This window comes from Enterobacter sp. FW301-JW81 (assembly GCF_058788735.1).
Genome location: NZ_JBYTBA010000002.1, coordinates 430,152 through 452,847 on the forward strand (window position 1 = coordinate 430,152; position 22,696 = coordinate 452,847).

The following is a 22,696-nucleotide window of genomic DNA, read 5'->3' on the forward strand; positions in this document are numbered from 1 at the left end:
TATCATTGTGTGGTGTCCGGGGTTTCCCGGTAAGAAATCAGCGGATTGACAATCTGACGCGTGCTGCCGTCGGTCAGTCCAAGATCGGTCAGATGCGGCCCGGCGTTACACGCAAGGCAGGTTCCTTCAATAGCTTTAAAGACCCGGTACGGCGGCTCCCAGTCGGCAACCTGGCTGCTGCGATCGCGTAATTCGCTGAACTGGCGGGCCAGCTCGGCAGGGGGAAGCTCTGACAGCATGCCTGCGATCGGCATTGCAACATGCGCGATGACGCGACCGTTTTGGACCAGCGCCATGCCGCCGCCGCTCTCGATCAGCGTGTTGGCGGCCAGCGCCATATCGTCGGGATCGCGGCCCAGCACTACCAGATTATGCGAGTCGTGGGAGTAGCTGGTGGCAATGGCTCCCCGCAGCTCTCCCCAGCCTTCCAGCAGCGCGATTTGCGGCGTTGCCGCATGGCGCGCGTGGCGGTGCTGAACCCAGATCAGGCTAAAGCCAGCCGGTATTTCAACGCGTCCGTGACGAACCCGGGCGTCAGTTTCGCCCCAGCGGGTAAAACGCGCGCCGCTGATATGGCGCAGGCGCGCAACGCCGTGTTTTGCGTTATCAATGCGCATGGAAAAATCACTGGCGGCCAGGGGCGACAGGCGTACGGTATCACGCGGCAGCGCCAGCGGCGTATCAGCGATAGGCTCGACCATCTCCCCGTCGCGGGCAATGCATTTTCCGGCGACGTACACCCGGCGAGCCGTCAGTTTTTCCAGGGAGTCGAACACCACCAGGTCCGCGCGTCGACCGGCGGCAATCAGTCCGAGGTCGTTGCGCTGCAGGCGAAGGGAGGCATTCAGGGTGGCAAACCGCAGCGCGTCCGTCGCCGGAAGACCGTGTTCAATCAGCAGGTTGAGCAGGGCGATAATACCGCCTTTTTCCAGCAGCACGTCAGGCGGAACGTCATCGGTGCAGACCGTGATTTGTGACGAGAGATGCGGCAGCGTTTTCAGGGCGCTGACAATCTCGGGCAGCAGATAGGGATGCGAACCGCGGATCTCCAGCGTCAGCCCGGCGCGCAATTTTTCCAGCGCGTCCTCGGCGGAGGTGAGCTCATGGTCAGAGGTGACGCCCGCCGCCAGATACGCCTGTAAATCGGCGCCGCTGAGTCCACGCGCGTGGCCTTCAATGAGCTTCCCGCTTTCCAGGCCGGCCTGCAGGATCTCCAGCATACGCTGGCTGCCGTTCAGCACCCCGTGCATATCCATCACCTCCGCCACGCCGCGCACCTCCGGCCAGCCGAGCAGGGTATTCATCTCTTCGCCCGCAAAGTCCGCGCCGGACATCTCCAGCCCCGGCGTGGAAGGCACGCTTGAGGGCGCCGCGACCATCACCTGCAGCGGCAGGTTACGGCTGGCCTCAATCGCGAAACGGACGCCATTCATCCCGAGCACGTTTGCCAGCTCGTGTGGATCCCAGAAGACCGCCGTGGTGCCCTGGGCCAGCACGATCTCCGCGTAGCGCGCGGGCAGCAGGTGCGAGCTTTCAAGGTGAACATGCGTATCCATAAGGCCCGGCGAGAGGAACTGGTTGTTCAGGTCGTGTGTCTCAAGCGCATCGTCACGGCTGCCGCGCGGGTGGACGCTGGCGATAAGCGAGCCGACGATACCCACGTCCGCCTCGCGGATCTCACCGGTTGCCATATCGACAATTCGGGTATGGGTAAGCAGCAGGTCAAACGGCGTTTCGCCTCGTGCGGCCTGAACGGCGCGGCGTCGGGTTTCGGCAGTCATGCAATTAACAGTTCCAGCATTGAAATATTGACGTTACTCTATGCACCCGGCAAACGTTTGCCCAGCTGATAAAATTTATCGCCCGATAACCCCGGGTTATTCTTTGACGCGTGTAATGGATAATCATGACGGAACCCTGGCAGCGCTTGCCTGCGCTCTCCCTTCGGCAGTTACAGTATTTTGTCACCCTGGCGCAGCTGCGTCATTTTACGGATACCGCCAGTAAACTGGCCATCAGCCAGCCTGCGCTCAGCAGCGCCCTGCGGCAAATCGAAACGGTGCTCGGCGGCAAGCTGGTCAACCGTACCGCGTCGTCAGTCACGCTGACCGAGCTGGGCAACGCCATTTTACCGCACGCGCAGCGGGTGCTCAGCGTGGCGCAGCTTGCGTTTGATGATATGCAGCAGATTGTGCAGGCCGGCGGCGACGGCACGGTGCGTATCGGCCTGGTGCCTTCCGTCAGCTCGCTGCTGTTTCCGCTGCTGCCGCAGACGCTTGCCCAGGCTTTTCCACGCCTCCGGGTGGAGTTTCACGATCAAACCAACGATGCGCTGGTGGCGCAGCTCCTGAAAGGGCAGATTGATTTTGGCATCGGGGCGCTGGACAGTTCGGTACCCGAAGAGCTGGACGTGTTCCCGCTGCAGGAGGATCCGTTTGTGGCGGTGTTCCACTGCGACGATCCGCTGGCCGCGTCGGCGCACGTGCCCTGGAAACAGCTGGTGGGCCGGGATATTGCCGTCTTCTCCAAAGGCAACATCCAGCGGCTGGTCAATGCGCTTGCCGAAAGCCATCGTCTTTCGCTGCAGACGCGCTATCAGCTGGACTATATCGAGACGCTCTACGGCCTGGTGCGTTCGAAACTGGCTGTGGCGATCTTACCGCAGCTTTATACCACCCATCTGCAGGATCCGCAGCTTAAGGTGGTTCATCTCCAGCAGCCGGCCCTGTCCCGCACGGTGGCGCTGATGCGTGCCCCGCAGGCGCTTCCCCCGCTCATTGAATCCTGCTTTACGCTGATGGTCGACACCTTACGCACGAAGTAGCGCGACACTTCTTTACAGCGCGGCGGCGCGCAGCCCGCTAAGATGACCTTCGTTAAATCAAGAGGTCACAATGGACAACCGCAAAATGAGTCGACTGCGCCGCTGGGCGCGGGAAGGGATCATTCTCGTTCTGCTGACGCTGGTCGTGGTGTGGGGCGTGGATCGGTACCGCAAGCCGACGTTGCCCGCCAGCTTTAGCGCAACCCCAATGCAGAGCATTGACGGCAAGATGCACGACATCGCGGCGCTCAGCCAGGATCGCCCGCTGCTGATTTATGTCTGGGCCACCTGGTGCAGCATTTGCCGCTACACGACGCCTGCGGTTAATCAGCTGGCAGAAGAGGGCGGGAACGTGGTGAGTATTGCCATGCGTTCCGGTGATAACGCGAAGCTTGAGCGCTGGGTTGAAAAGAAACAGCTGAAAATGCCGGTGATAAACGATGAAAACGGCACGCTGTCGCAGGAATGGCAGGTAAGCGTGACGCCGACGCTGGTCATTGTATCGAAGGGGAACGTTGTCAGCACCACGACGGGCTGGACGAGCTACTGGGGATTAAAAATCAGGATGTGGTGGGCAGGCGTATAAAGATAACCCCTCTTCCGGCGGAAGAGGGGTTTTGCATTACTTAGCCAGAATTTCCTGCGCGGTACGCTCAACCAGCGACAGCAGGATTTTAATATCCTCCAGCGTCACGGTTGGGTTCAGCAGCGTCAGCTTCAGGCAGGTTACGCCGTTATGCTCGGTCACGCCGACGTTTGCACGGCCGGATTCCAGCAGCGCATCACCAATTTTCTGGTTCAGCAGGGCGATACCCGCGTCGTCCATCTGGACCTGTCCGCGGAAGCGGAACAGAACGCTTGCCAGCTGTGGCTGCATTACCAGTTCCAGAGCAGGCTGCTCCTTCACGTAAGCCGCAACCTGCTGTGCCAGCGTTACGCCGCAATCGATGATCGCCGCGTACTGCTCCTGACCCAGCGCTTCCAGGCTCATCCACAGCTTCAGAGCGTCGAAACGACGGGTGGTCTGCAGAGATTTGGACACCAGGTTTGGCACGCCTGCCTCTTCGTCGAACTCGGAGTTCAGGTAGGCCGCCTGATAGCGCATCAGCTCATAGTGGCGCGCTTCTTTCAGCAGGAACGCGCCGCAGCTGATGGTCTGGAAGAACTGCTTGTGGAAGTCCAGGGTAACGGAATCCACCAGCTCGATGCCGTCCAGGTAGTGACGATACTGCTCAGACATCAGCAGCGCACCGCCCCAAGCCGCATCAACGTGTACCCAGATGTTCTGCTTCGCCGCCAGTTCTGCAATGGCGCGCAGCGGGTCGATAGCACCGGCGTCGGTGGTACCTGCCGTCGCGACAATCGCCAGAATCTGTTCGCCGTTCGCATTGCACTGTTCAATTTTCGCCGCCAGATCGGTCAGATCCATACGGGAGAATTCGTCCGTTTTCACCTGCACGACGGACTGGTAGCCCAGACCCATCAGCGCCATGTTCTTCTGCACGGAGAAGTGCGCGTTCTCGGAGCACAGCACGCGGATTTTACGCAGATCGCCAACCAGGCCGTCCTGCTGAACGGAGTGACCCTGACGCGCAAAGAACGCATCGCGGGCCAGCATCAGGCCCATCAGGTTGCTCTGGGTGCCGCCGCTGGTGAAGACACCTGCGTCGCCAGCCTGATAACCCACGCGGGTACGCAGCCATTCGATCAGTTTGATCTCGATGATGGTTGCGGACGGGCTTTGATCCCAGGAGTCCATACTCTGGTTGGTGGCGTTGATCAGCACTTCCGCCGCCTGGCTTACCACCAGGCTTGGGCAGTGCAGGTGCGCCACACACTGCGGGTGATGAACGGACAGGCTGTCTTTCAGGAAGAACTCCACGGCGCGTTCAATCGCCGCTTCGTTGCCCAGCCCTTTCGGGTTGAAATCCAGCTTAATGCGGTCGCGCAGTTCCGCGACCGTTTTGCCCTGGTACATCTCAGGCTGTTTCAGCCACTGCATCACAGCCTGAGTGCTTTGTTCAATCGCCTGCTGGTAAGCTTCAATGCTCTGCGCAGAGGAGAACAAAATTGGGTTTGAATCAGACATCGTAATCAACAACTCCGGTTACGCCGGGCGAACGCCCGCAGCAAGCAGCGCCTGCTCGAATTTATCCAGGAAGATCTTTAGCTCTTCATCGCTGATCAGCAGAGAAGGCAGCAGACGCAGAACGATACCGTTACGGCCACCGCGCTCCAGAATCAGACCGGCTTCGAAGCACTTCTTCTGAATCAGTGCAGACAGCTCGCCGTCGCCCGGGAAGCAGCCCATGTGGTCAGCGGCTTCGTGCGGCTTAACGATCTCGATACCGATCATCATGCCCAGACCGCGAACGTGGCCGATAACCGGATAACGTTTCGCCATCTCTTTCAGCTGGCCTTTCAGCCATTCGCCTTGCGCAGCCACTTTGCCTGCGATGTTCTGGTCTTTCAGGATTTTCAGCGTCGTCAGACCGGTTGCCATCGCCAGCTGGTTGCCGCGGAAGGTACCGGTGTGGTGACCTGGCGCCCATGCATCGAACTGCTTTTTGATACCGAGCACGGCCAGCGGCAGACCGCCACCGACAGCTTTAGACATCACGATGATGTCTGGCTCAATGCCAGCGTGTTCGAAGGCGAAGAATTTACCGGTACGGGCAAAGCCAGCCTGAACTTCGTCGAGGATCAGCAGAATGCCGTGTTCCTGAGTGACTTTACGGATGCGCTGCAGCCACTCAGCCGGAGCCGGGTTCACGCCGCCTTCGCCCTGAACCGCTTCCAGAATGACGGCAGCAGGTTTACGCACGCCGCTTTCAACGTCGTTGATCAGGTTATCGAAATAGTAAGTCAGCGCTTTCACGCCCGCTTCACCACCGATACCCAGCGGGCAGCGGTACTCGTGCGGATAAGGCATGAACTGCACTTCTGGCATCATACCGTCAACCGCTTCTTTCGGAGACAGGTTGCCGGTCACGGACAGCGCGCCGTGAGTCATGCCGTGGTAACCACCAGAGAAGCTGATGATACCGCTACGGCCGGTTACTTTTTTCGCCAGCTTCAGCGCCGCTTCAACGGCGTCAGCACCGGATGGACCGGTGAACTGCAGGCAGTACTCTTTGCCCTGACCAGGCAGCAGAGAGAGCAGGTATTCGGAAAACGCGTCTTTCAGAGGCGTTGTCAGATCCAGGGTATGTAACGGCAAGCCGCTGGTAATGACATTTTGGATGCTTTTCAGCACATCAGGATGGTTATGGCCAAGCGCAAGGGTGCCTGCGCCTGCTAAACAGTCAAGGTATTCTTTATTATCTGCATCGGTGATCCACACGCCTTCTGCTTTAGTAATTGCTAAAGGCAGTTTGCGCGGATAACTCCTGACGTTAGATTCAAACTCGGCCTGACGGGCCAGATAGGTTTCGTTGCTTTTGTGGGCATCTACGGTGTCAATACGGACTTTATCCGTCATCATATCACTCCTACAACCGCCGCTTCGTTATGAGCCACGATTGAATAAAAAGTTAAAAAACAGATGGGGGGCCTGAAAAAAACGCCGCCAATATAGAGCCTTTTGCCACGGGGCTCAATGGTTAATTTGTTTACTGTTTTGTGACACGAGGCGCAGGGGAAGGATTATCCCCGTTTTCAGAAAGGAAGTTGCACTTTATGGCAAATAAAAACAGCCTGTTACGTGCTTTCTGCTATGACGGTAAAAACATAAAAAAGAGTGTGACAAATCGTGCCATTCGCTCACTGAAAAGGAGGGTGACCGCCTCGTTAGCACGCTTATTTCTGCGACAGGTGCAAAAAGTTGTGGTCATGATGGATGCGCAACGGAATTACGCATTAAAAATGGGCTCTCAACGCGCGTGGTTTCGCGATGGGTTTCACCGTTAATAATATGCAGGGCGCTCAGGCGGCCAATTTCATAATGCGGCAGCTGAACCGTTGAAAGAGGCGGGAGAAAGAGCTCTCCGATGCCCACCATATTGTCATAGCCGATAACCGCGATATCTTCAGGGATGCGAAGCCCTTGCGCCAGCAGGGTCTGGTACACCATCAATGCAATACGATCGTTACCGCAGATAACGGAGTCGAACCGGGGAATGCCTTTCTGAATGCGCGCCCGCACGGCTGACGGAATGTCGCGATAGTGCTCGTCGCCAAACGCCATGTAGCTATGTTCCAGGCTGTCCGGGTCGAGCCCCGCTTCACGGCATGCGCGCTCCAGCCCCCGGCGGCGCCGGGTTGTGGCCAGATGGTCCGCCGGTAAATGCAGGCACAGGGGCTGTCGATAGCCCTCGGCGAGTAACGCCTGCACGGCGGCGTACTGCCCCTGTTCATCATCAGGGATATAGCTGGCGACCTGTTCACTGACGCTTTCGCAGTTGGCCAGCACGCACGGAAGGGTGAGGAGCTTGGCAGGGAGAGGAACCTGGCGTAATCCCATTGTGGTGTAAATAATCCCGTCCGGGCGGTGGGAGAGCAGCAGATCGACAATCGCATCCGGGTTGTCATCGGTAAACATATTCATGACGAAGCTGTTCCAGCCGTGCATCCGGGCGGTCTCTTCTATGGACAGCGTAATCTCCACCGAGAAAGGCGTCGTCACCGTATCGAGCGCCAGCACGCCGATGGTTTTCGGTGAGGCATTTGCGCCGCGTATTTTCTTGGCGGAAAGATCGGGTACGTAGCTGGTCTGCTCGATAGCCTGCTGTACGCGCGCCAGCGTTTCCGGCTTAAGGCGCTCCGGGCTGTTAAGCGCGCGTGAGACGGTCATCAGCGATACGTTAGCCAGCTTTGCGACGTCCTTCAGGGAAGCCATTTTCTTACTCCGTTAATGCCACGTGTTAAAGAGTATACAACTAAGTGACTGATGTAAAAGGAAAGGGTATGCAGTAGTGGTGTCAGACAGACATCATTGATGAATAGTCGATCGCGATCTCACTTCTGCAATGTTAACGTTAACTTTCGTGATTAACATCATGAATCTGATCCAAACCGCATGAGAAGTGTTTAATGTTAACGTTACCATCGCGTCATTACTCCAATATGAGAATGTCATGATGAAAACGCATCACTCTCACAGCTATCCCTTATTGAGCGCATTACTGTTTTTCTTTTTTGTCACCTGGTCTTCTTCCGGCTCTTTGCTGTCCATCTGGCTTCATCAGGAGGTGGGCCTAAAGGCGGGCGATACCGGCATTATCTATGCCGTGCTTTCTGTCTCCGCGCTTTTCGCTCAAATCTGCTATGGATTCATTCAGGACAAACTCGGTCTGCGCAAGAATCTGCTCTGGTTTCTGACCAGCCTGCTCATTCTTTCTGGTCCGGCCTTTTTGCTGTTTGGCTATCTGCTGCAGATTAACGTTTTACTCGGCAGTATTTTCGGCGGGATTTACATCGGCCTGACGTTTAACGGCGGGATAGGGGTACTGGAGTCCTATACCGAGCGCGTGGCCCGCCAGAGCCAGTTTGAGTTCGGCAAGGCGAGGATGTGGGGCTCGCTCGGCTGGGCGGTGGCAACCTTTTTCGCGGGGCTCCTGTTTAACATTAATCCGAAGCTTAACTTCGCCGTCGCGAGCTGCGCAGGGCTGGTGTTTTTTGTTTTGCTGGCGCGTCTCAGGGTCTCTTCCGCCCCGCACGCCATGCAGGAAGCGGTGTCCGGCGGTAAGGTCACGCTGGAAGATGCCTTGCGCCTGCTGACGCTGCCGCGGTTCTGGGCGCTGGTGTTTTTCGTTATCGGCACCTGTATTTATGGCGTTTACGACCAGCAGTTCCCGGTCTATTTCTCCTCCCAGTTCCCGACCTTACAGGAAGGGAACGCCATGTACGGCTATCTCAACTCCTTCCAGGTTTTCCTTGAGGCAGCGGGTATGTTCTGCGCGCCATGGCTGGTGAATCGCCTTGGCGCGAAGAATGGCCTGATTTTCGCGGGCATGGTGATGGCGATGCGCATGGTGGCATCGGGGCTGGTTGAAGGGCCGGTACTGATCTCCATTACCAAGCTACTGCACGCGGTTGAACTGCCCGTATTGCTGGTCTCAATCTTTAAATACAACAGCTTACATTTTGATAAACGGCTTTCTTCCACCCTCTATCTGGTGGGCTTTGCCTGTACAAGCTCGGTAATTGCCTCGGTCCTGTCGCCGCTGGCCGGTTACAGCTATGAGAAATACGGCTTTGCCCAGTCCTATCTCATTATGGGGCTATTAGTGTTCAGCACCACGTTTATCTCCATCTTCCTGTTGCGCTCGGGTAAGTCCTCTTCTGACCCGCTCATGACGCAACCTTCCACCATCTGATTGAAAGAGTAGAGAAATGACGTATTCCATTACAAAAGCAGAGCAGGAACTTCAGTCCAGACGCGAAGGGCTTAACCTGCGCTGGTATCCGCGTTACCACCTCGCTGCGCGCGCTGGCTGGATGAACGACCCAAATGGCCTGGTCTGGTTTGACGGCTGGTATCACGCTTTTTACCAGCATCATCCGTACTCCACCCAGTGGGGGCCCATGCACTGGGGCCATGCGCGCAGCAAGGATTTAGTTCATTGGGAACACCTTCCGGTTGCGCTGGCGCCGGAAGGACCAGAAGACAAGGACGGCTGTTTTTCCGGATCGGCGGTGGTGGATGGCGATACGCTGGCGCTGATATACACCGGACATAAATTCCACGGCGATCCGGATGATGAGGCGAATCTCTACCAGGTGCAGTGCCTGGCGACCAGCCGCGACGGCATTCATTTTGCCCGGCAGGGAATGATTGCTGACACGCCCCCTGGCCTGCATCACTTCCGCGACCCGAAGGTGTGGCGTGAAGGGGAGAGCTGGTACATGGTTGTCGGCGCGCGGGACGGCGAGACGGGCCAGGTGCGCGTTTATCGTTCTGCCGATCTGCACGCCTGGCAGGATATGGGCGTGCTCGCGGTGGCTGAAAAAGAGATGGGCTATATGTGGGAATGCCCGGACTTTTTCACCCTCAACGGTAAACGCGTGCTGATGTTTTCACCTCAGGGGATGGTTGCCGAAGGATTTAAAAATCGCAATCTTTACCAGAGCGGCTATCTGGTGGGCGAGTGGCAGCCCGGGCAGCCTTTTGTGCGTGAAGGTGAGTTTGAGGAGATGGATCGCGGGCATGATTTCTACGCGCCACAAAGTTTCCTCACGCCTGATGGCCGCCGCATCGTTATCGGCTGGCTGGACATGTGGGAATCCCCGCTGCCGGAACAGGAGGACGGCTGGGCAGGCATGCTCTCTTTACCGCGCGAACTGACGCTTGGCGCGGATAACTGTCTGCAAATGCTGCCGGCCAGAGAGGTCGAAGGTCTTCGGGACGCGTGGTTCCCCTGGCCGGTTAGCACGCTTAACAATCAGCAGATGACTCTGCTGGAACGCTGCGACGCGATGGAGGTTATTCTGCAGTGGGATTGCGCAAACAGCACTGCGGAACAATACGGTATCCGACTTGGAGCCGGGCTACGCGTCTATGTTGATGCGCAGATGCAGCGCCTGGTGCTGGAGCGCCACTACCCGCAGTATGGCCTGTGCGGGACCCGTAGCGTCGCGCTCGATATGAACGGCACGCTAAACCTGCGCCTGTTCTTTGACAGCTCATCCGTAGAGGTGTTTGTGAATGACGGAGAAGCCTGCCTTAGCAGCCGTATTTATCCTGATGAAGATTGCCGCGAGCTGGCGCTGTTTGCCTGGACCGGGGCGGCTTCGCTTATCGATGCCGGGGCCTGGCAATTAGGCTGACACGGGTTACATCTGGATAGGAGCATGCGGCGTTTCAGCCATGCCAGAAATCACAAAAGGCGACCGGAGTCGCCTTTTTTTAGTGATGACTTACTTTTGCTCTTAAGTTATGTAATTGAAAACGTCCATCGGTTAAGGACAGCTTTTGCAATATACGAAAGGCTTAATTAATGTGAGGCCCTGGAAATTATTTTGAAAGTTGTGCATTCAATACTTTCTCATTTTCAACTACAAGCGTTAATGTGTAGTCTGATTTCCTCCATACCCCGTTATTAGGCTTCCAGCTTTTAGAAAGAAGATATTCAGCAGCATCAGAGATAGGCATATTCATGACATGATCTGCTTCACTGGAAAACTGCTTAAAGCTATTGCTTGTCTTCGCTGGCTTAACATCACATTGTCCGTTTGCATCCATAACCTGGGTGCAGCCTTTAGCAAGGTGTTTATGTGCTGATTGTGCATGTTGTAGAGCATCTTTCTTAGCCCAAATACCAGTCCCAGCAGTAGCGTCACGTGCATTAACCCATGCTGCATTTTGAGCAGCTTCATTATAAGATTGTTGGCGGTTTTGCTCTACCAGGTAGCATGTATCTTTACTAATACCCTTGCTTTCACACTCATTCATTCTTTGTTGTGCCATTTGAGCAGGAGTAGAACATCCGGTAAGAAGAGAAAAGGCACTGACTATCATTGCTAACATCATTAATTTTTTCATTGACCTAATACCTCAAATTTAATGAAATCTGCTATAGCTATTACAACTAAAGAGAGCAGGTAAACTAAAAACTTTTTCATGTCTTTTAAATTCCACAATGGAAGTAAGATTGATACATAATCCCCATCCATGCACCAACAATTAAAAGAATAATATACAGAATAACAGAAATAAAAATGTACTTTGTCATGTTCGCTATCATTGGTACTATCATATATAGTTAGTTAACTAAACAATCATGGCCGAGTTTTTTGCTTAACGTCGGTTAACTGGCTATTTATTTTAATGCGGGATTTTCCGTATTAAAACGCTTAATCAGAGCCCCCAGTAAAGTGACTGGAATTAAGAGCTTTACTTAGAATCCGAAACCTACGCCAGCCCCAAGCGCGAAATCGTTATTAGTGCTTGATGATACACCCGCTTTCACCGTAGCCGCTCCAGCATGAAAAGAGGCGCCAACACTTACGGCTTGCTCGTCTTTAAAACTACCAGCGCCAGCAGAGAACATAACTTTTTGGCCTGCTTCAACTTGTGGCATAGAGGCAATCGCAATTGCGCTTGCAGCACCAGAGCGGGCTTCTTTCTTGTTACCGTCCACTTCATCACGTAATGATTTGAATTGTGCGTTAGTGTTAGCTTGTTGCTGGCTAAACACTTTTTTAGCGTCTTGCAGATCTTGAGCAACGCTAGCAGTCTGGGTCGAAGTGGATGCGATGGCAGCAGCATTAGCTGCTACTTTAATTTGTGTCACCATGTCCACTTTGTTAATGGTGGTGGTTACACCGTCTTTACCATTGTTACCATCTTTACCGTTAATCCCGTCTCTACCGTTCTTACCATCAAGACCATCTTTACCTGTAGCACCCGTTGCACCGGTGTCACCCTTAGCGCCATCTTTACCATCCACGCCGTTAGTAGGCTTGGGCGCATTTTCTAAAGAGGTAATACGTTGGTCATGATTAGCTAATACAGAACCTTGCAACTTGCTTTGATTTTGCAAGTCGATAATATCAGTGCCATTCTTAACAACACCTTGTAAAGCCGTGTTTGCTTTATTTCCGGTTTCATTGATTAATATATCTTGCTTACTGTCGGTGATACTTTGACCTGCTTTGTTGTCGTCAATTTTCTGATTCAGAGTCGTAATAAATTGTGTATTGGCATCAACCCCAGCTTGAGCTGCATCAGCTTTATTCACAGCCGTGTTAGCTGTATCTTGTGCGTTATTAATGGCAATATTTGCTTTAGCAATATCGCCTTGCAGGTTGTAGATTTGCCCGTCTTGCTGAACGTTGCTAGCCTTGATGTTATCAAGGTTATATGCGGTGTTGTCAGTCCCCTGAATCTGAATGAAAGTACCCGGGTTGTTAACGTTATCGTTAAGGTTTACGTTTACATCAGCAGCATTAGCCATACTAGCAAACACATTACCCATTACAAAAACAGCAATAACTGATTTATTTAAAGACTTCATTTATAAACTCTCATCATCAATGTAAGCAAAAAAATTAAAGTAAATGCGCTATCCTGGCGCAAGGGTATAACTTATTGTTATATCTCGATAATCTCGATATTTTGGTTTAATAACTTATTTCGTAACGTGTAGTAACTATCTATGAATGTGTAGTTTTAATTGTTGATCTAAATCAAGGGTGGCACCGGTGGCTCATTTGGCTAGTTGGGAAGGAAATGATATTTTCTCAATAAATACAGGTGTATAGCTTTTTATGAGAATGAGGTGTGAAAAAAAACATAAAACACCATTATATAAAGTATTCTTAAGTGTTTTAGCGGGAAATGATGCTAAATCTCTAAAACAGTTAATGTAAATTTATGGATTTTTCTAAATTCTTTTTTATCGAATTCTTCTTATGTTTTGAGTGAAGGTCATATTGAGCCTGGCAGTCTTTCGGTTGTTGCTTGTAAAAAATATTTATATTGAAAATTTAGTAAAAATGTATCTCGCTTGAATTGCTATGGCTGAGTAATAAAGATGTTACAGGCAATGATAATTAAATATCGTAAATATAAATGTAAACATTAACTTAAGATGATAAAGAGGAACCGGGAAAGGTATATAGGCTAACGGTGAAATCTTATAAGTGAATCATCCGCTCTGTGCACGCTAAGCAGCGTACAAGTGGGTGAGCAACTTCCTGTGAGTCTTTACGTGATTAAGATATCCTCAATGTGATCACTGCTGTGATAAATCGAAAAATCTTGCACCCTACCAGCGGCCCCGGTTACACTAAACGTTCACATATAGATAATGTGTAAACGATTGTTTTAAAAGTATTTTGACTCGGGGTGCCCTTCCACGTGAAGGCTGAGAAATACCCGTATTACCTGATCTGGATAATGCCAGCGTAGGGAAGTCAGATGCCTTCCCGGTCATCGCTTCTTCACGCAAGGCAGGAGCGAAACCATGCAGCCTGACCTGCTCGATTTACACGTTTTACACCACTTCCGAACCCGTTCTCCGCTTACCCATTGTATGACCAACGATGTCGTGCAGACCTTTACGGCCAACGTTTTGCTGGCGCTTGGCGCATCCCCCGCGATGGTGATTGAGGCCGAAGAGGCCGAACAGTTTGCCGGGATTGCCGATGCGCTGCTGATTAACGTTGGCACGCTGACGTCGCCGCGCGCCCAGTCGATGCGCCGGGCGATTGAGGGCGCGGTGGCGGCAGGAAAACCCTGGACGCTGGACCCGGTTGCCGTGGGCGCCCTGGCGTTCCGCACCCGTTTTTGCCATCAAATTCTCGCCCTGAAGCCGGCGGCCATTCGCGGCAATGCCTCCGAAATTCTGGCCCTTGCCGGCATGAGCGCGGGCGGGCGCGGCGTTGATACCACCGACACCGCCGCCAGCGCGGTGCCTGCTGCCGAGGCGCTGGCCCGCCAGATTAATGCCATTGTGGTTGTCACCGGTGAGGTGGATTACATCACGGACGGACAGCGAACCCGCACGGTCACGGGCGGTGACCCGCTGATGACGCGCGTGGTGGGTACCGGGTGCGCGCTCTCTGCCGTTGTGGCGGCGAGCTGCTCGCTGCCGGGCGATCGGCTGGATAACGTTACCGCCGCCTGCGGATGGATGAAGCGGGCCGGAACGGTCGCCGTTGCGCAGTCTGGTGGCCCGGGCAGTTTTGCCAGCGCGTTCCTGGATGCGCTCTACACGCTGGAGGAGCAGGCATGAAGCGAATTAACGCACTGACCATCGCCGGCACCGATCCCAGCGGCGGCGCCGGCATTCAGGCCGACCTGAAAACGTTCTCCGCGCTCGGCGCGTACGGCTGCTCGGTCATTACCGCGCTGGTGGCGCAAAACACGCGAGGCGTGCAGTCGGTCTACCGTATCGAGCCTGATTTTGTCGCCGCGCAGCTGGATTCGGTGTTCAGCGACGTGCGCATCGATACCACCAAAATCGGCATGCTGGCCGAGACGGATATTGTTGAAGCGGTGGCGGAACGGCTTCAACGCTATCAGGTGCAAAACGTGGTGCTGGATACCGTCATGCTAGCAAAAAGCGGTGACCCGCTGCTCTCCGCTTCCGCCGTTGAGACGCTACGCAAAAAGCTGCTGCCGCAGGTGGCGCTTATTACGCCAAATCTGCCCGAAGCCGCCGCGCTGTTAGGTGCGCCGCACGCGCAAACTGAACGCGAGATGAAAGAGCAGGGGAATGCGCTGCTGGCAATGGGCTGCGGGGCGGTGCTGATGAAGGGCGGGCATCTGGATGACGCGGAAAGCCCGGACTGGCTCTTCACCCCCGATGGCGAGCTGCGCTTCACCGCGCCTCGCGTGCAGACCAAAAATACCCACGGCACCGGGTGCACGCTCTCTGCCGCGCTGGCGGCGCTGCGCCCACGGCATGAAAGCTGGGCCGATACGGTGCAGGAAGCGAAAGCCTGGCTCTCGGCGGCGCTGGCAAAAGCGGATAGTCTGGAGGTCGGTCACGGTATTGGGCCGGTTCACCATTTTCATGCATGGTGGTAGGCCTTATACTGGCAGGACACACCACGCCTGAGAAAAACAGAGATGGAACAAGCGCATACCCGGTTAATCGCTCAACTGAATGAACGGATCGCCGCGCCCGACAACACGCCGCTGTACCTGAAGTTTGCCGAAACGGTAAAAAACGCGGTGCGCAGCGGGGTGCTGGCGCACGGGAATATTTTGCCCGGCGAGCGCGATCTGAGTCAGTTAACCGGCGTGTCGCGCATCACCGTGCGTAAAGCGATGCAGGCGCTTGAGGAAGAGGGCGTGGTGACCCGCGCCCGCGGCTATGGAACGCAAATTAACAACATCTTTGAATACTCGCTCAAAGAGGCGCGCGGTTTTTCCCAGCAGGTGGTGCTGCGCGGCCAGAAGCCGAATACGCTGTGGGTCAACAAGCGGGTGGTGAAGTGTCCGGAAGAGGTGGCGAATCACCTTTCAATTCCCCCGGAGAGCGAGGTGTTCCTGCTCAAGCGTATTCGCTACGTTGACGAGGACGCGGTCTCTATTGAGGAGTCCTGGGTGCCGGTCGGGTTAATTCCCGATCCGGATGCGATCGGTATCTCGCTCTACGATTACTTCCGCAGCCAGAATATCTTCCCGCAGCGCACCCGCTCGCGCGTCAGCGCCCGCATGCCGGATAGCGAGTTTCAGGCGCACATCAGGATGGATGAAAAAATACCGGTGCTGGTGATCAAGCAGGTCGCGCTCGATCAGCAACACCGGCCGATTGAGTACAGCATCAGCTACTGCCGCAGCGATCTATACGTCTTTGTGTGCGAGGAGTAATGCCTCGCGAGTGGGGGCGCAATCGCCGCCGCGGTGGCTGACCACCCAGGCGGCGACCGCGTTGCCGAGCTGCACCGCTTCCGCCAGCGACCATCCTGCCGCCAGCCCGGCAAGCGTGCCGCCCGCATGGCTATCGCCTGCGCCAATGGTGTCCACGACCGTAGCCGGGAATGCCGGAATAACGCCCGAGGCGTCGCCGTCATACCAGGCGGCACCGTCTTTATCATGCCGCACAATCAGCGCGGCGCCGAAGCGCTGCTGCCACTGTGTTCCTAGCGTTTCGACCTCCACGCCGAGCCGTTCAGCGGCAAGTTGCGCCTCCTGGCGGTTGAGCGACACGATCGGCCTGCAGGCCATGATCCGCGCCATCAGCGCGTCGGGGATATCCGCGATGCGAGGGCCGAAATCGATAAACGCCGTCACGTCCCGCAACCCTTCCAGCCAGCCCGTCAGCAGCTCGCCGCACGGCGAGGCCAGCTGGTAGCCGGACAAATAGACCAGGCTGTTTTGCGGAACGTGAAGCGCATCAAGCCAGCGCTGCTGCCACTGGTTCTCCACGCCGCTAAACGACATAAAGGTGCGCTCGCCGTCTGGCTCCACCAGCGCCAGGCACCAGCCGTTGTCGCCGGTTTCGGCCTCCACCGCGCTGTGCAGATCCTGCTTTGCCATCGCGTTACGGATAATATCCGCCCACACGCCGTGGCCGACGGGCAGGGCGTTTTGCGCGGCGATCCCGAGCCGCTTCAGGGCGATGGCAATGTTCAGCGCGCAGCCGCCAATATTCACCCCCTGCTGTTTTAACTCGATATCACACCCGCGCCAGGGCAGGGCGTAGGCGTCGGCGATGACGTCAATCACCGCCGCGCCCAGCACCGTCACCGGGCGCGCGGCGTTCAGGGCATCGAGACGTTGGGCAAATGAATTCATACGCCCTCCTTTTGCTCCCGGTAGTGCAGGAGTTTCTCGCAGTAATGGCCGAAATCGAGCTTGTTAACCGCGTCGAGCTCGGCTTTGAGGGCCGGATCAATGGCCTGCACGCCGTGGAGCGCCCCGCAGATGGCCGTCGCCATTGCGCCAATGGTGTCGGTGTCGCCGCCGAGATTGGCGCATAACACCGCGCAGCGGTTCGGATCGGTTCCCGCCAGTTCGACCATCGCGATGGCCGCCGGAACGGACTCAACGGTACTGGTTCCCGCGCCAATAAGCTGATAAATCTGCTCGCTGGCGGAGTCGATGCCGTTGGCTTCCCGCACGGTCTTCAGCGCCAGCTCAATCCGTGCCGCCAGCGACGCGCTGAAGGTGGTGGTTTTCGCTTCCTGCGCGTAGCGGGCGATACCCGGCAGGGCATCGACGATGTTCTGCCAGCTTTCCCCGTCGATAGCGCGTGACACCGCCCAGGCAATCACCACCGCGCCGGCAATCGCGAGGTCCGATTTATGGGTCGGGCTGGAGGCCAGCGCCACCTGCGCCACAAAGTGTTCCAGCCGCGTCGCCGGGAGCAGGCAGCCCAGCGGGGAGGCACGCATCGCCGCCCCGTTGGTCACACCGTTGTTTTCCAGCTCGCTGACCGGCTTTCCGTCACGAATCGCGTTAAGCGCGATTTTTGACGTCGGGCCGAGCACGTTCTTGTTAAAGGCGTCGAAATCGAGCGCCCAGCGCAGAATATGTTTGCCTATAACATCCGCGTTAATTTCCCCCTCGCACTCAATAATCGCATCCGCCAGGCACAGCGCCATTGAGGTATCGTCGGTGAACTCTGCCTGCCTGAAATAGCAGGCCGCGTTATTCTCAGCCGGGCCGGGTAAGAAGCGGTCTATCCAGCCGAAGTGCGCTTTGACGCGCTTTCTCGGCCACAGCTCCGACGGCATGCCCATCGCATCCCCTAACGCCTGCCCGTAAAGGGCACCGAGAACACGTTCTTGTTTCATTTAACTTCCCCTTGTATCAGCGCAGCATCGCCATCAACCACCTCAATTGCAGTGATCTCTTTGTCCGATTCGCGGAAAAACAGCATAAACAGCACGGCAATCACGGCAATCATGATCCCGCCGAATGCCCACATTCCGGCCCAGTTGAAGGTCAACCCATTCACCGGCTCTTTGTATGCGAACATTTTTTCCATCATTACGCCGCCGAGGCGGTAACCCAGCAGGCTACCAAACCCCTGACAGCACAGCGTAATCAGGCCTTGTGCGGCGGTGCGCATATGCACCGGCGCTTTTTTGTCCACGTAGATATACGCGGTTACGTAGTAGAAGTCGTAGCTCACCCCGTGCAGCAGAATGCCGAGGAACAGCAGGGCGTAGGTGAAGTACTGCTCCGCACCGCCGTAAACGAAGAAACCGTAGCGGATAGCGGCGGTGATCAGGCCCAGCAGTAAGACCTTCTTAATACCAAAGCGTTTGGTGAAGAACGGCAGCGCCAGCATAAAGAAGATTTCAGAGAACTGGCCGAGCGTCATCCAGCCGGTGGCATTTTTCATCCCCACTTCGGTGAGATAGCCGTTGGCGAAGATGTAATAGAAGGCCAGCGGCATGGCGAACAGGAACGAGCAGAAGAAGAACACCAGGAAGTTTTTGTCGCGCAGGAGGATCAGCGCATCCAGGCCCAGCATTACTTTGATATCCAGTTTGCCGGTACTTTTCGGCGGCGTGTTCGGCAGGAACAGGGCAAATACGCCGAGCAGGGCGGAGCTGGCGGCCGTCATCAGCAGCGGAATATTGGTATCGGAAATATCGCTATAGCCCAGCATCTGCGGCAGGAAGCCACACGCCAGCCCGGAGGCGATCCAGCCGATCGTGCCCATCACGCGGATGCGCGGGAAATCGGCCTCGACGTCGTCCACGTTGGCGAAGGCAATACTGTTGGTCAGCGCGATGGTGGGCATATAGGTCAGGGAGTAAACCAGCAGCAGCGGGAAGAAGGTGCTGAACTGGGTTTGCTGTGCGGCGAAGTACATCAGAATCGCGCCGGCAAACATCAGCACCGCCAGCACTTTCTGCGCGGCAAAGAAGCGGTCCGTCAGCGAGCCGACCAGAATAGGGGAGAGGATTGCGGCAATCGCGGTACAGGCGTAGGACCAGCCGATTTCCCCGGCGGTAAACCCGCTTTTGCTCAGCCACAGCCACAGCGGCACGAACCAGGCTCCCCAGATAAACCATTCAACAAACATCATGAATGACAGTTGGACTTTCGTTTTCATTTTTTAATCCTGCATGTCAGAGAGGGTACGCCTTTAACATACCACTGAATAATACCTTTTAAATACCTTTGTGGCGATTGTTTGATCAATGTAACAGTTTTGTTGTACACGAATCGAGCCAGCAGATTGTGCTGAAAAAAAATGCAAATGGTGGAAAATCTGTTAAGTCGGTACCAGGCTTAGTCTGCCCATAAATAATGGGACTGGATAAACACACACCGACACGACGTCGGACTTACGGGAGTATCACATGACTGATATTGCGCAGTTGCTTGGCAAAGACGCCGACAGCCTTTTACAGCATCGTTGTATGACCATTCCAGCCGACCAGCTGTATCTGCCTGGTCACGACTACGTTGACCGCGTGATGATCGATAACAACCGTCCGCCTGCGGTTCTGCGAAACATGCAGACCCTCTACAACACCGGGCGGCTCGGCGGCACGGGGTATCTCTCTATTCTGCCGGTAGACCAGGGCGTTGAGCACTCGGCGGGCGCGTCTTTCGCGGCGAATCCACTCTATTTTGATCCGAAGAACATCGTTGAGCTGGCGATTGAAGCGGGCTGTAACTGCGTGGCGTCCACCTACGGCGTGCTGGCCTCCGTCTCGCGTCGCTACGCCCACCGCATTCCGTTCCTCGTGAAGCTGAACCACAATGAAACCCTCAGCTACCCCACCGAATATGACCAGACGCTCTACGCCAGCGTCGAGCAGGCTTTCAATATGGGGGCGGTGGCCGTCGGGGCGACGATTTACTTCGGCTCTGAACAGTCTCGCCGTCAGATTGAAGAGATCTCTGCGGCGTTTGAGCGCGCGCACGAGCTGGGCATGGTGACCGTGCTGTGGGCGTACCTGCGTAATAATGCGTTCAAAAAAGACGGCGTGGATTACCACGTGTCCGCGGACCTGACCGGGCAGGCAAACCACCTGGCGGCCACCATCGGCGCGGATATTGTGAAGCAGAAAATGGCCGAGAATAACGGCGGGTACAAAGCGGTGAACTTCGGTTACACCGATGACCGCGTTTACAGCAAGCTGACCAGCGATAACCCGATCGACCTCGTGCGCTACCAGCTGGCGAACTGCTATATGGGCCGCGCCGGGCTGATTAACTCCGGCGGGGCGGCGGGCGGGGATACTGACCTGTCAGACGCGGTTCGTACGGCGGTTATCAACAAACGCGCGGGCGGCATGGGGCTGATCCTTGGCCGTAAGGCGTTTAAGAAATCGATGGCCGACGGCGTGAAGTTGATTAATGCGGTTCAGGACGTCTATCTGGATAGTAAAGTGACGATTGCCTGACGCCTCCATTTGGGCTGAGGATTTCCCACAAAATAATGCCTGCACGGACGACTCCCTCTCCCTTGAGGGAGAGGGCTGGGGTGAGGGGGAACATACGGCTCTGGTGGTCATTCCGTTCACTTCATGTTCCTTGCTACTCTGTAACGACATGACCGGTGAACGTGCCAGGGTGGCTCAGTCGCCACCACCCTGGCGACCCGGGCTCCCGGCGGTAAATCGCCGCTTCGCGGATTGCTCGCCCCATCCTTGGGGCTCACCCTTTCAGGGCCAGCGCAGGCGCTGTCCAAAATTGCTCCCGGCAATTTTGTCCTCGGCTTATTCCTTCAGGCTATCGGGTCGGGCATGAGCCTGCATCCCTGCAGGCCACGCCCTCTCGGCGCATCCCTGCGCCTCGCCCCGGCCTTACGGAAACGCCTCGGCGATTTACAGCCGGACCAGGGCATCGCTGTAAACCATTCATTTTCCTGAAGCAACATTCACCGCTTCCGGTTAAAAAATTACCGGGGATCCCTCAGCCTGGTGTGAGAGGGCACCATTGCGCACTTTGCTGAATATCAGCGCAGAAGCGCACAGTCCGGCGGCAGCCGGCACTGCAGCGCGCCGGGCAAGACCTCAATGCGGAACTGTGTCCCGCTCAGCGGTTCACCATCGAGGTTAAACGTCATCCCGTGCGGAGCATTCACTTCAAACCATGCCGATTTTCCGGCAATGATATTCGGGCTCTCTTCCGGCTGCGTCAGCGTGGTAAACAGCGCGGGCAGCAGGCCGTCGCCCGTGAAAATACGCAGCTGTAGCTGACCGTCATTGATCAGCGCTTCCGGGCATAGCTGCTGCCCGCCGCCTGCCTGGCGTCCATTGCCAATACCGATCACCAGCGCGTCACCCTGCCACTGAAAATCCTCGCCGTGAATTTCGCAGCGGTCCGGCTTGAGGGTGTCCATGCGCATCAGGCCGTGGATCAGATATGACACGCCGCCCAGCGCCGCCTTCAGTTTTTCGGGCGTCTCACTGGTGATGCGCGTGCCGAACCCGCCGGTTGCCATATTGATAAAGCAGGTTTTGTCATTGACCTGAGCAATATCCACGGAGGTGGCTTTGCCGAGGATCGCCAGCTGGAGCGCTTTTTCTAACTCCTCCGGGATCCCGGCGCTGGTGGCAAAATCATTGGCGGTGCCGAGCGGTAAAATACCCATTACCGGGCGGTTTGTCGTGGGCAGGTCGATAAGCGCAGAGGCGATCTCATTGATGGTGCCATCGCCGCCGCCGGAAATAATGGTTTTGACGCCCAGCCGGATGCCTTCATCGATGTACCGTGCCGCGTCGCCTTTTTCAAACGTCACCCGCACGTGAATGCGCGCACCGTCTTCACGTAGTTGGGCAATTGCCTGACGCAACACATCGTTGCCGGCACTTTTGCCATTGAGAATCAATAAACTGTCTGGATAGGTTGCCATCCTCGCTGCTCCCTTTTTTAGCGTTAGTAAGAGTGTATAGCAGAGAAGAAAAAAGCGGGTAAGAACAGGATGAAAGGAACAAACCAGGCACGAAAGCGCGTTACAATTCAGCAATGAGATTCATGTAATCACAGAAAAGCGATGATAAATAAAATTCTGGTAAGCGCATGCCTGATGGGCTTCAAAGTCCGCTATAACGGTAGTGAAAAATCCCGAATGAACGAGCAACTCGCTCGCTGGGAACAGGAACGACGTCTGGTTATTCACTGCCCTGAACTTGCTGCCGGGCTGCCTGTACCGCGTCCTCCGGCAGAGATTATCTCTGCTGATGGTAAAGACGTCGTGCACGGGCAAGCAAGAATAATTGAAAATACAGGGCAGGATGTGACTGAGCAATACCGGCTTGCAGCATGGCTCGCGCTGCAAGCCGCACAGGAATCTGGCTGCAGCGCCGCGTTGTTAACGGACGGCAGCCCAACGTGTGGCAGCGTGATGATTTATGACGGTTCTTTTAGCGGTATACGCAAGATGGGTATGGGGGTTGCGGCATCGCTGCTCGCAGAGCATGGGATAGCGGTGTTTTCAGAGAAGCAAATCGACGCGCTTATTGCCTGGATTGCGGAAAGAGAAGGCAAAAAATAAGCCCGCG

The 22,696-nt window shown here is 55.7% G+C and carries 19 protein-coding genes and 1 riboswitch; of the genes, 9 read left to right on the plus strand and 10 right to left on the minus strand.

Annotation, left to right across the window (positions count from 1 at the left end; genetic code table 11):
• Nucleotides 1-2 precede the first annotated feature (2 nt).
• Nucleotides 3-1,781 carry an adenine deaminase gene (locus AC3WOK_RS08950; protein WP_492354353.1) on the minus strand — a complete coding sequence of 593 codons (1,779 nt, stop codon included), beginning with the start codon at nucleotides 1,779-1,781 and terminating at the stop codon, nucleotides 3-5.
• A 122-nt stretch (nucleotides 1,782-1,903) separates the two neighbouring features.
• Here AC3WOK_RS08950 and AC3WOK_RS08955 point away from each other — a divergent pair, with 122 nt between their 5' ends.
• Together AC3WOK_RS08955 and AC3WOK_RS08960 are read left to right on the plus strand one after the other, a co-directional pair.
• Nucleotides 1,904-2,824, plus strand: a complete 921-nt coding sequence (locus AC3WOK_RS08955; RefSeq protein ID WP_165587279.1) for a LysR family transcriptional regulator — start codon at nucleotides 1,904-1,906, stop codon at nucleotides 2,822-2,824.
• Nucleotides 2,825-2,894: 70 nt separating this feature from the next.
• Complete coding sequence (locus AC3WOK_RS08960; RefSeq protein ID WP_072250658.1) at nucleotides 2,895-3,410, plus strand: protein disulfide oxidoreductase; 516 nt, start codon at nucleotides 2,895-2,897, stop codon at nucleotides 3,408-3,410.
• A gap of 36 nt (nucleotides 3,411-3,446) precedes the next feature.
• Here AC3WOK_RS08960 and AC3WOK_RS08965 read toward each other — a convergent pair whose 3' ends face one another.
• The 3 genes from AC3WOK_RS08965 to AC3WOK_RS08975 form a co-directional block, all read right to left on the minus strand.
• Complete coding sequence (locus AC3WOK_RS08965; protein WP_059311468.1) at nucleotides 3,447-4,913, minus strand: pyridoxal phosphate-dependent decarboxylase family protein; 1,467 nt, start codon at nucleotides 4,911-4,913, stop codon at nucleotides 3,447-3,449.
• An 18-nt stretch (nucleotides 4,914-4,931) separates the two neighbouring features.
• Nucleotides 4,932-6,308, minus strand: coding sequence for a diaminobutyrate--2-oxoglutarate transaminase (locus AC3WOK_RS08970; protein ID WP_014884533.1), 1,377 nt, complete (start codon nucleotides 6,306-6,308; stop codon nucleotides 4,932-4,934).
• A 345-nt stretch (nucleotides 6,309-6,653) separates the two neighbouring features.
• Nucleotides 6,654-7,661, minus strand: coding sequence for a LacI family DNA-binding transcriptional regulator (locus AC3WOK_RS08975; protein ID WP_492354354.1), 1,008 nt, complete (start codon nucleotides 7,659-7,661; stop codon nucleotides 6,654-6,656).
• Between the two features lie 238 nt (nucleotides 7,662-7,899).
• Here AC3WOK_RS08975 and AC3WOK_RS08980 point away from each other — a divergent pair, with 238 nt between their 5' ends.
• Together AC3WOK_RS08980 and AC3WOK_RS08985 are read left to right on the plus strand one after the other, a co-directional pair.
• Nucleotides 7,900-9,141: an MFS transporter gene (locus AC3WOK_RS08980; protein ID WP_447855956.1), complete on the plus strand. Its 1,242-nt coding sequence runs from the start codon at nucleotides 7,900-7,902 to the stop codon at nucleotides 9,139-9,141.
• Nucleotides 9,142-9,157: 16 nt separating this feature from the next.
• The gene (locus tag AC3WOK_RS08985; protein ID WP_492354355.1) at nucleotides 9,158-10,591 is read left to right on the plus strand and encodes a glycoside hydrolase family 32 protein; all 1,434 of its coding nucleotides are present in this window, start codon (nucleotides 9,158-9,160) and stop codon (nucleotides 10,589-10,591) included.
• A gap of 187 nt (nucleotides 10,592-10,778) precedes the next feature.
• Here the strand turns inward: AC3WOK_RS08985 and AC3WOK_RS08990 are convergent, their stop codons facing one another.
• The gene (locus AC3WOK_RS08990) at nucleotides 10,779-11,306 is read right to left on the minus strand and encodes a hypothetical protein (RefSeq protein ID WP_186437541.1); all 528 of its coding nucleotides are present in this window, start codon (nucleotides 11,304-11,306) and stop codon (nucleotides 10,779-10,781) included.
• Nucleotides 11,307-11,661: 355 nt separating this feature from the next.
• A complete protein-coding gene (locus tag AC3WOK_RS08995; protein ID WP_492354356.1) occupies nucleotides 11,662-12,780 on the minus strand; it encodes a YadA C-terminal domain-containing protein in 1,119 nt (372 codons plus the stop codon).
• An 819-nt stretch (nucleotides 12,781-13,599) separates the two neighbouring features.
• Nucleotides 13,600-13,696: riboswitch (TPP riboswitch) on the plus strand.
• Nucleotides 13,697-13,731: 35 nt separating this feature from the next.
• Between AC3WOK_RS08995 and thiM the strand changes: the two genes are divergently transcribed.
• Genes thiM through AC3WOK_RS09010 form a run of 3 tightly spaced genes read left to right on the plus strand, consistent with a single transcriptional unit; the run spans nucleotide 13,732 to nucleotide 16,088 of the window.
• On the plus strand, nucleotides 13,732-14,502 hold the full coding sequence (thiM, locus tag AC3WOK_RS09000) for a hydroxyethylthiazole kinase (protein WP_492354357.1): 771 nt from the start codon (nucleotides 13,732-13,734) through the stop codon (nucleotides 14,500-14,502).
• A complete protein-coding gene (gene thiD, locus AC3WOK_RS09005; protein WP_059311462.1) occupies nucleotides 14,499-15,299 on the plus strand; it encodes a bifunctional hydroxymethylpyrimidine kinase/phosphomethylpyrimidine kinase in 801 nt (266 codons plus the stop codon). Before thiM ends, thiD begins: the two co-directional genes overlap by 4 nt.
• Before the next feature lie 42 nt (nucleotides 15,300-15,341).
• Complete coding sequence (locus AC3WOK_RS09010) at nucleotides 15,342-16,088, plus strand: GntR family transcriptional regulator (RefSeq protein ID WP_063957649.1); 747 nt, start codon at nucleotides 15,342-15,344, stop codon at nucleotides 16,086-16,088.
• On the opposite strand, the gene AC3WOK_RS09015 is transcribed toward AC3WOK_RS09010, so the two are convergent.
• Genes AC3WOK_RS09015 through AC3WOK_RS09025 form a run of 3 tightly spaced genes read right to left on the minus strand, consistent with a single transcriptional unit; the run spans nucleotide 16,062 to nucleotide 19,290 of the window.
• A complete protein-coding gene (locus tag AC3WOK_RS09015; RefSeq protein WP_059311460.1) occupies nucleotides 16,062-17,015 on the minus strand; it encodes a PfkB family carbohydrate kinase in 954 nt (317 codons plus the stop codon). The two genes, AC3WOK_RS09010 and AC3WOK_RS09015, sit on opposite strands and share 27 nt — an antisense overlap.
• On the minus strand, nucleotides 17,012-18,016 hold the full coding sequence (locus AC3WOK_RS09020; RefSeq protein ID WP_059311130.1) for an ADP-ribosylglycohydrolase family protein: 1,005 nt from the start codon (nucleotides 18,014-18,016) through the stop codon (nucleotides 17,012-17,014). The genes AC3WOK_RS09015 and AC3WOK_RS09020 overlap by 4 nt, the downstream gene beginning before the upstream one ends.
• Nucleotides 18,013-19,290: a nucleoside permease gene (locus AC3WOK_RS09025; protein WP_492354358.1), complete on the minus strand. Its 1,278-nt coding sequence runs from the start codon at nucleotides 19,288-19,290 to the stop codon at nucleotides 18,013-18,015. Before AC3WOK_RS09025 ends, AC3WOK_RS09020 begins: the two co-directional genes overlap by 4 nt.
• A gap of 250 nt (nucleotides 19,291-19,540) precedes the next feature.
• Here AC3WOK_RS09025 and fbaB point away from each other — a divergent pair, with 250 nt between their 5' ends.
• A complete protein-coding gene (fbaB, locus tag AC3WOK_RS09030; RefSeq protein ID WP_023312424.1) occupies nucleotides 19,541-20,593 on the plus strand; it encodes a class I fructose-bisphosphate aldolase in 1,053 nt (350 codons plus the stop codon).
• A gap of 554 nt (nucleotides 20,594-21,147) precedes the next feature.
• Here fbaB and yegS read toward each other — a convergent pair.
• Entirely contained in the window at nucleotides 21,148-22,047 is a 900-nt protein-coding gene (gene yegS / locus AC3WOK_RS09035; RefSeq protein ID WP_063957648.1) for a lipid kinase YegS, read from the minus strand.
• Nucleotides 22,048-22,188: 141 nt separating this feature from the next.
• On the opposite strand from yegS, the gene AC3WOK_RS09040 reads away from it, so the two are divergent.
• A complete protein-coding gene (locus tag AC3WOK_RS09040) occupies nucleotides 22,189-22,689 on the plus strand; it encodes a 2-thiouracil desulfurase family protein (protein WP_492354359.1) in 501 nt (166 codons plus the stop codon).
• Nucleotides 22,690-22,696 lie beyond the last annotated feature (7 nt).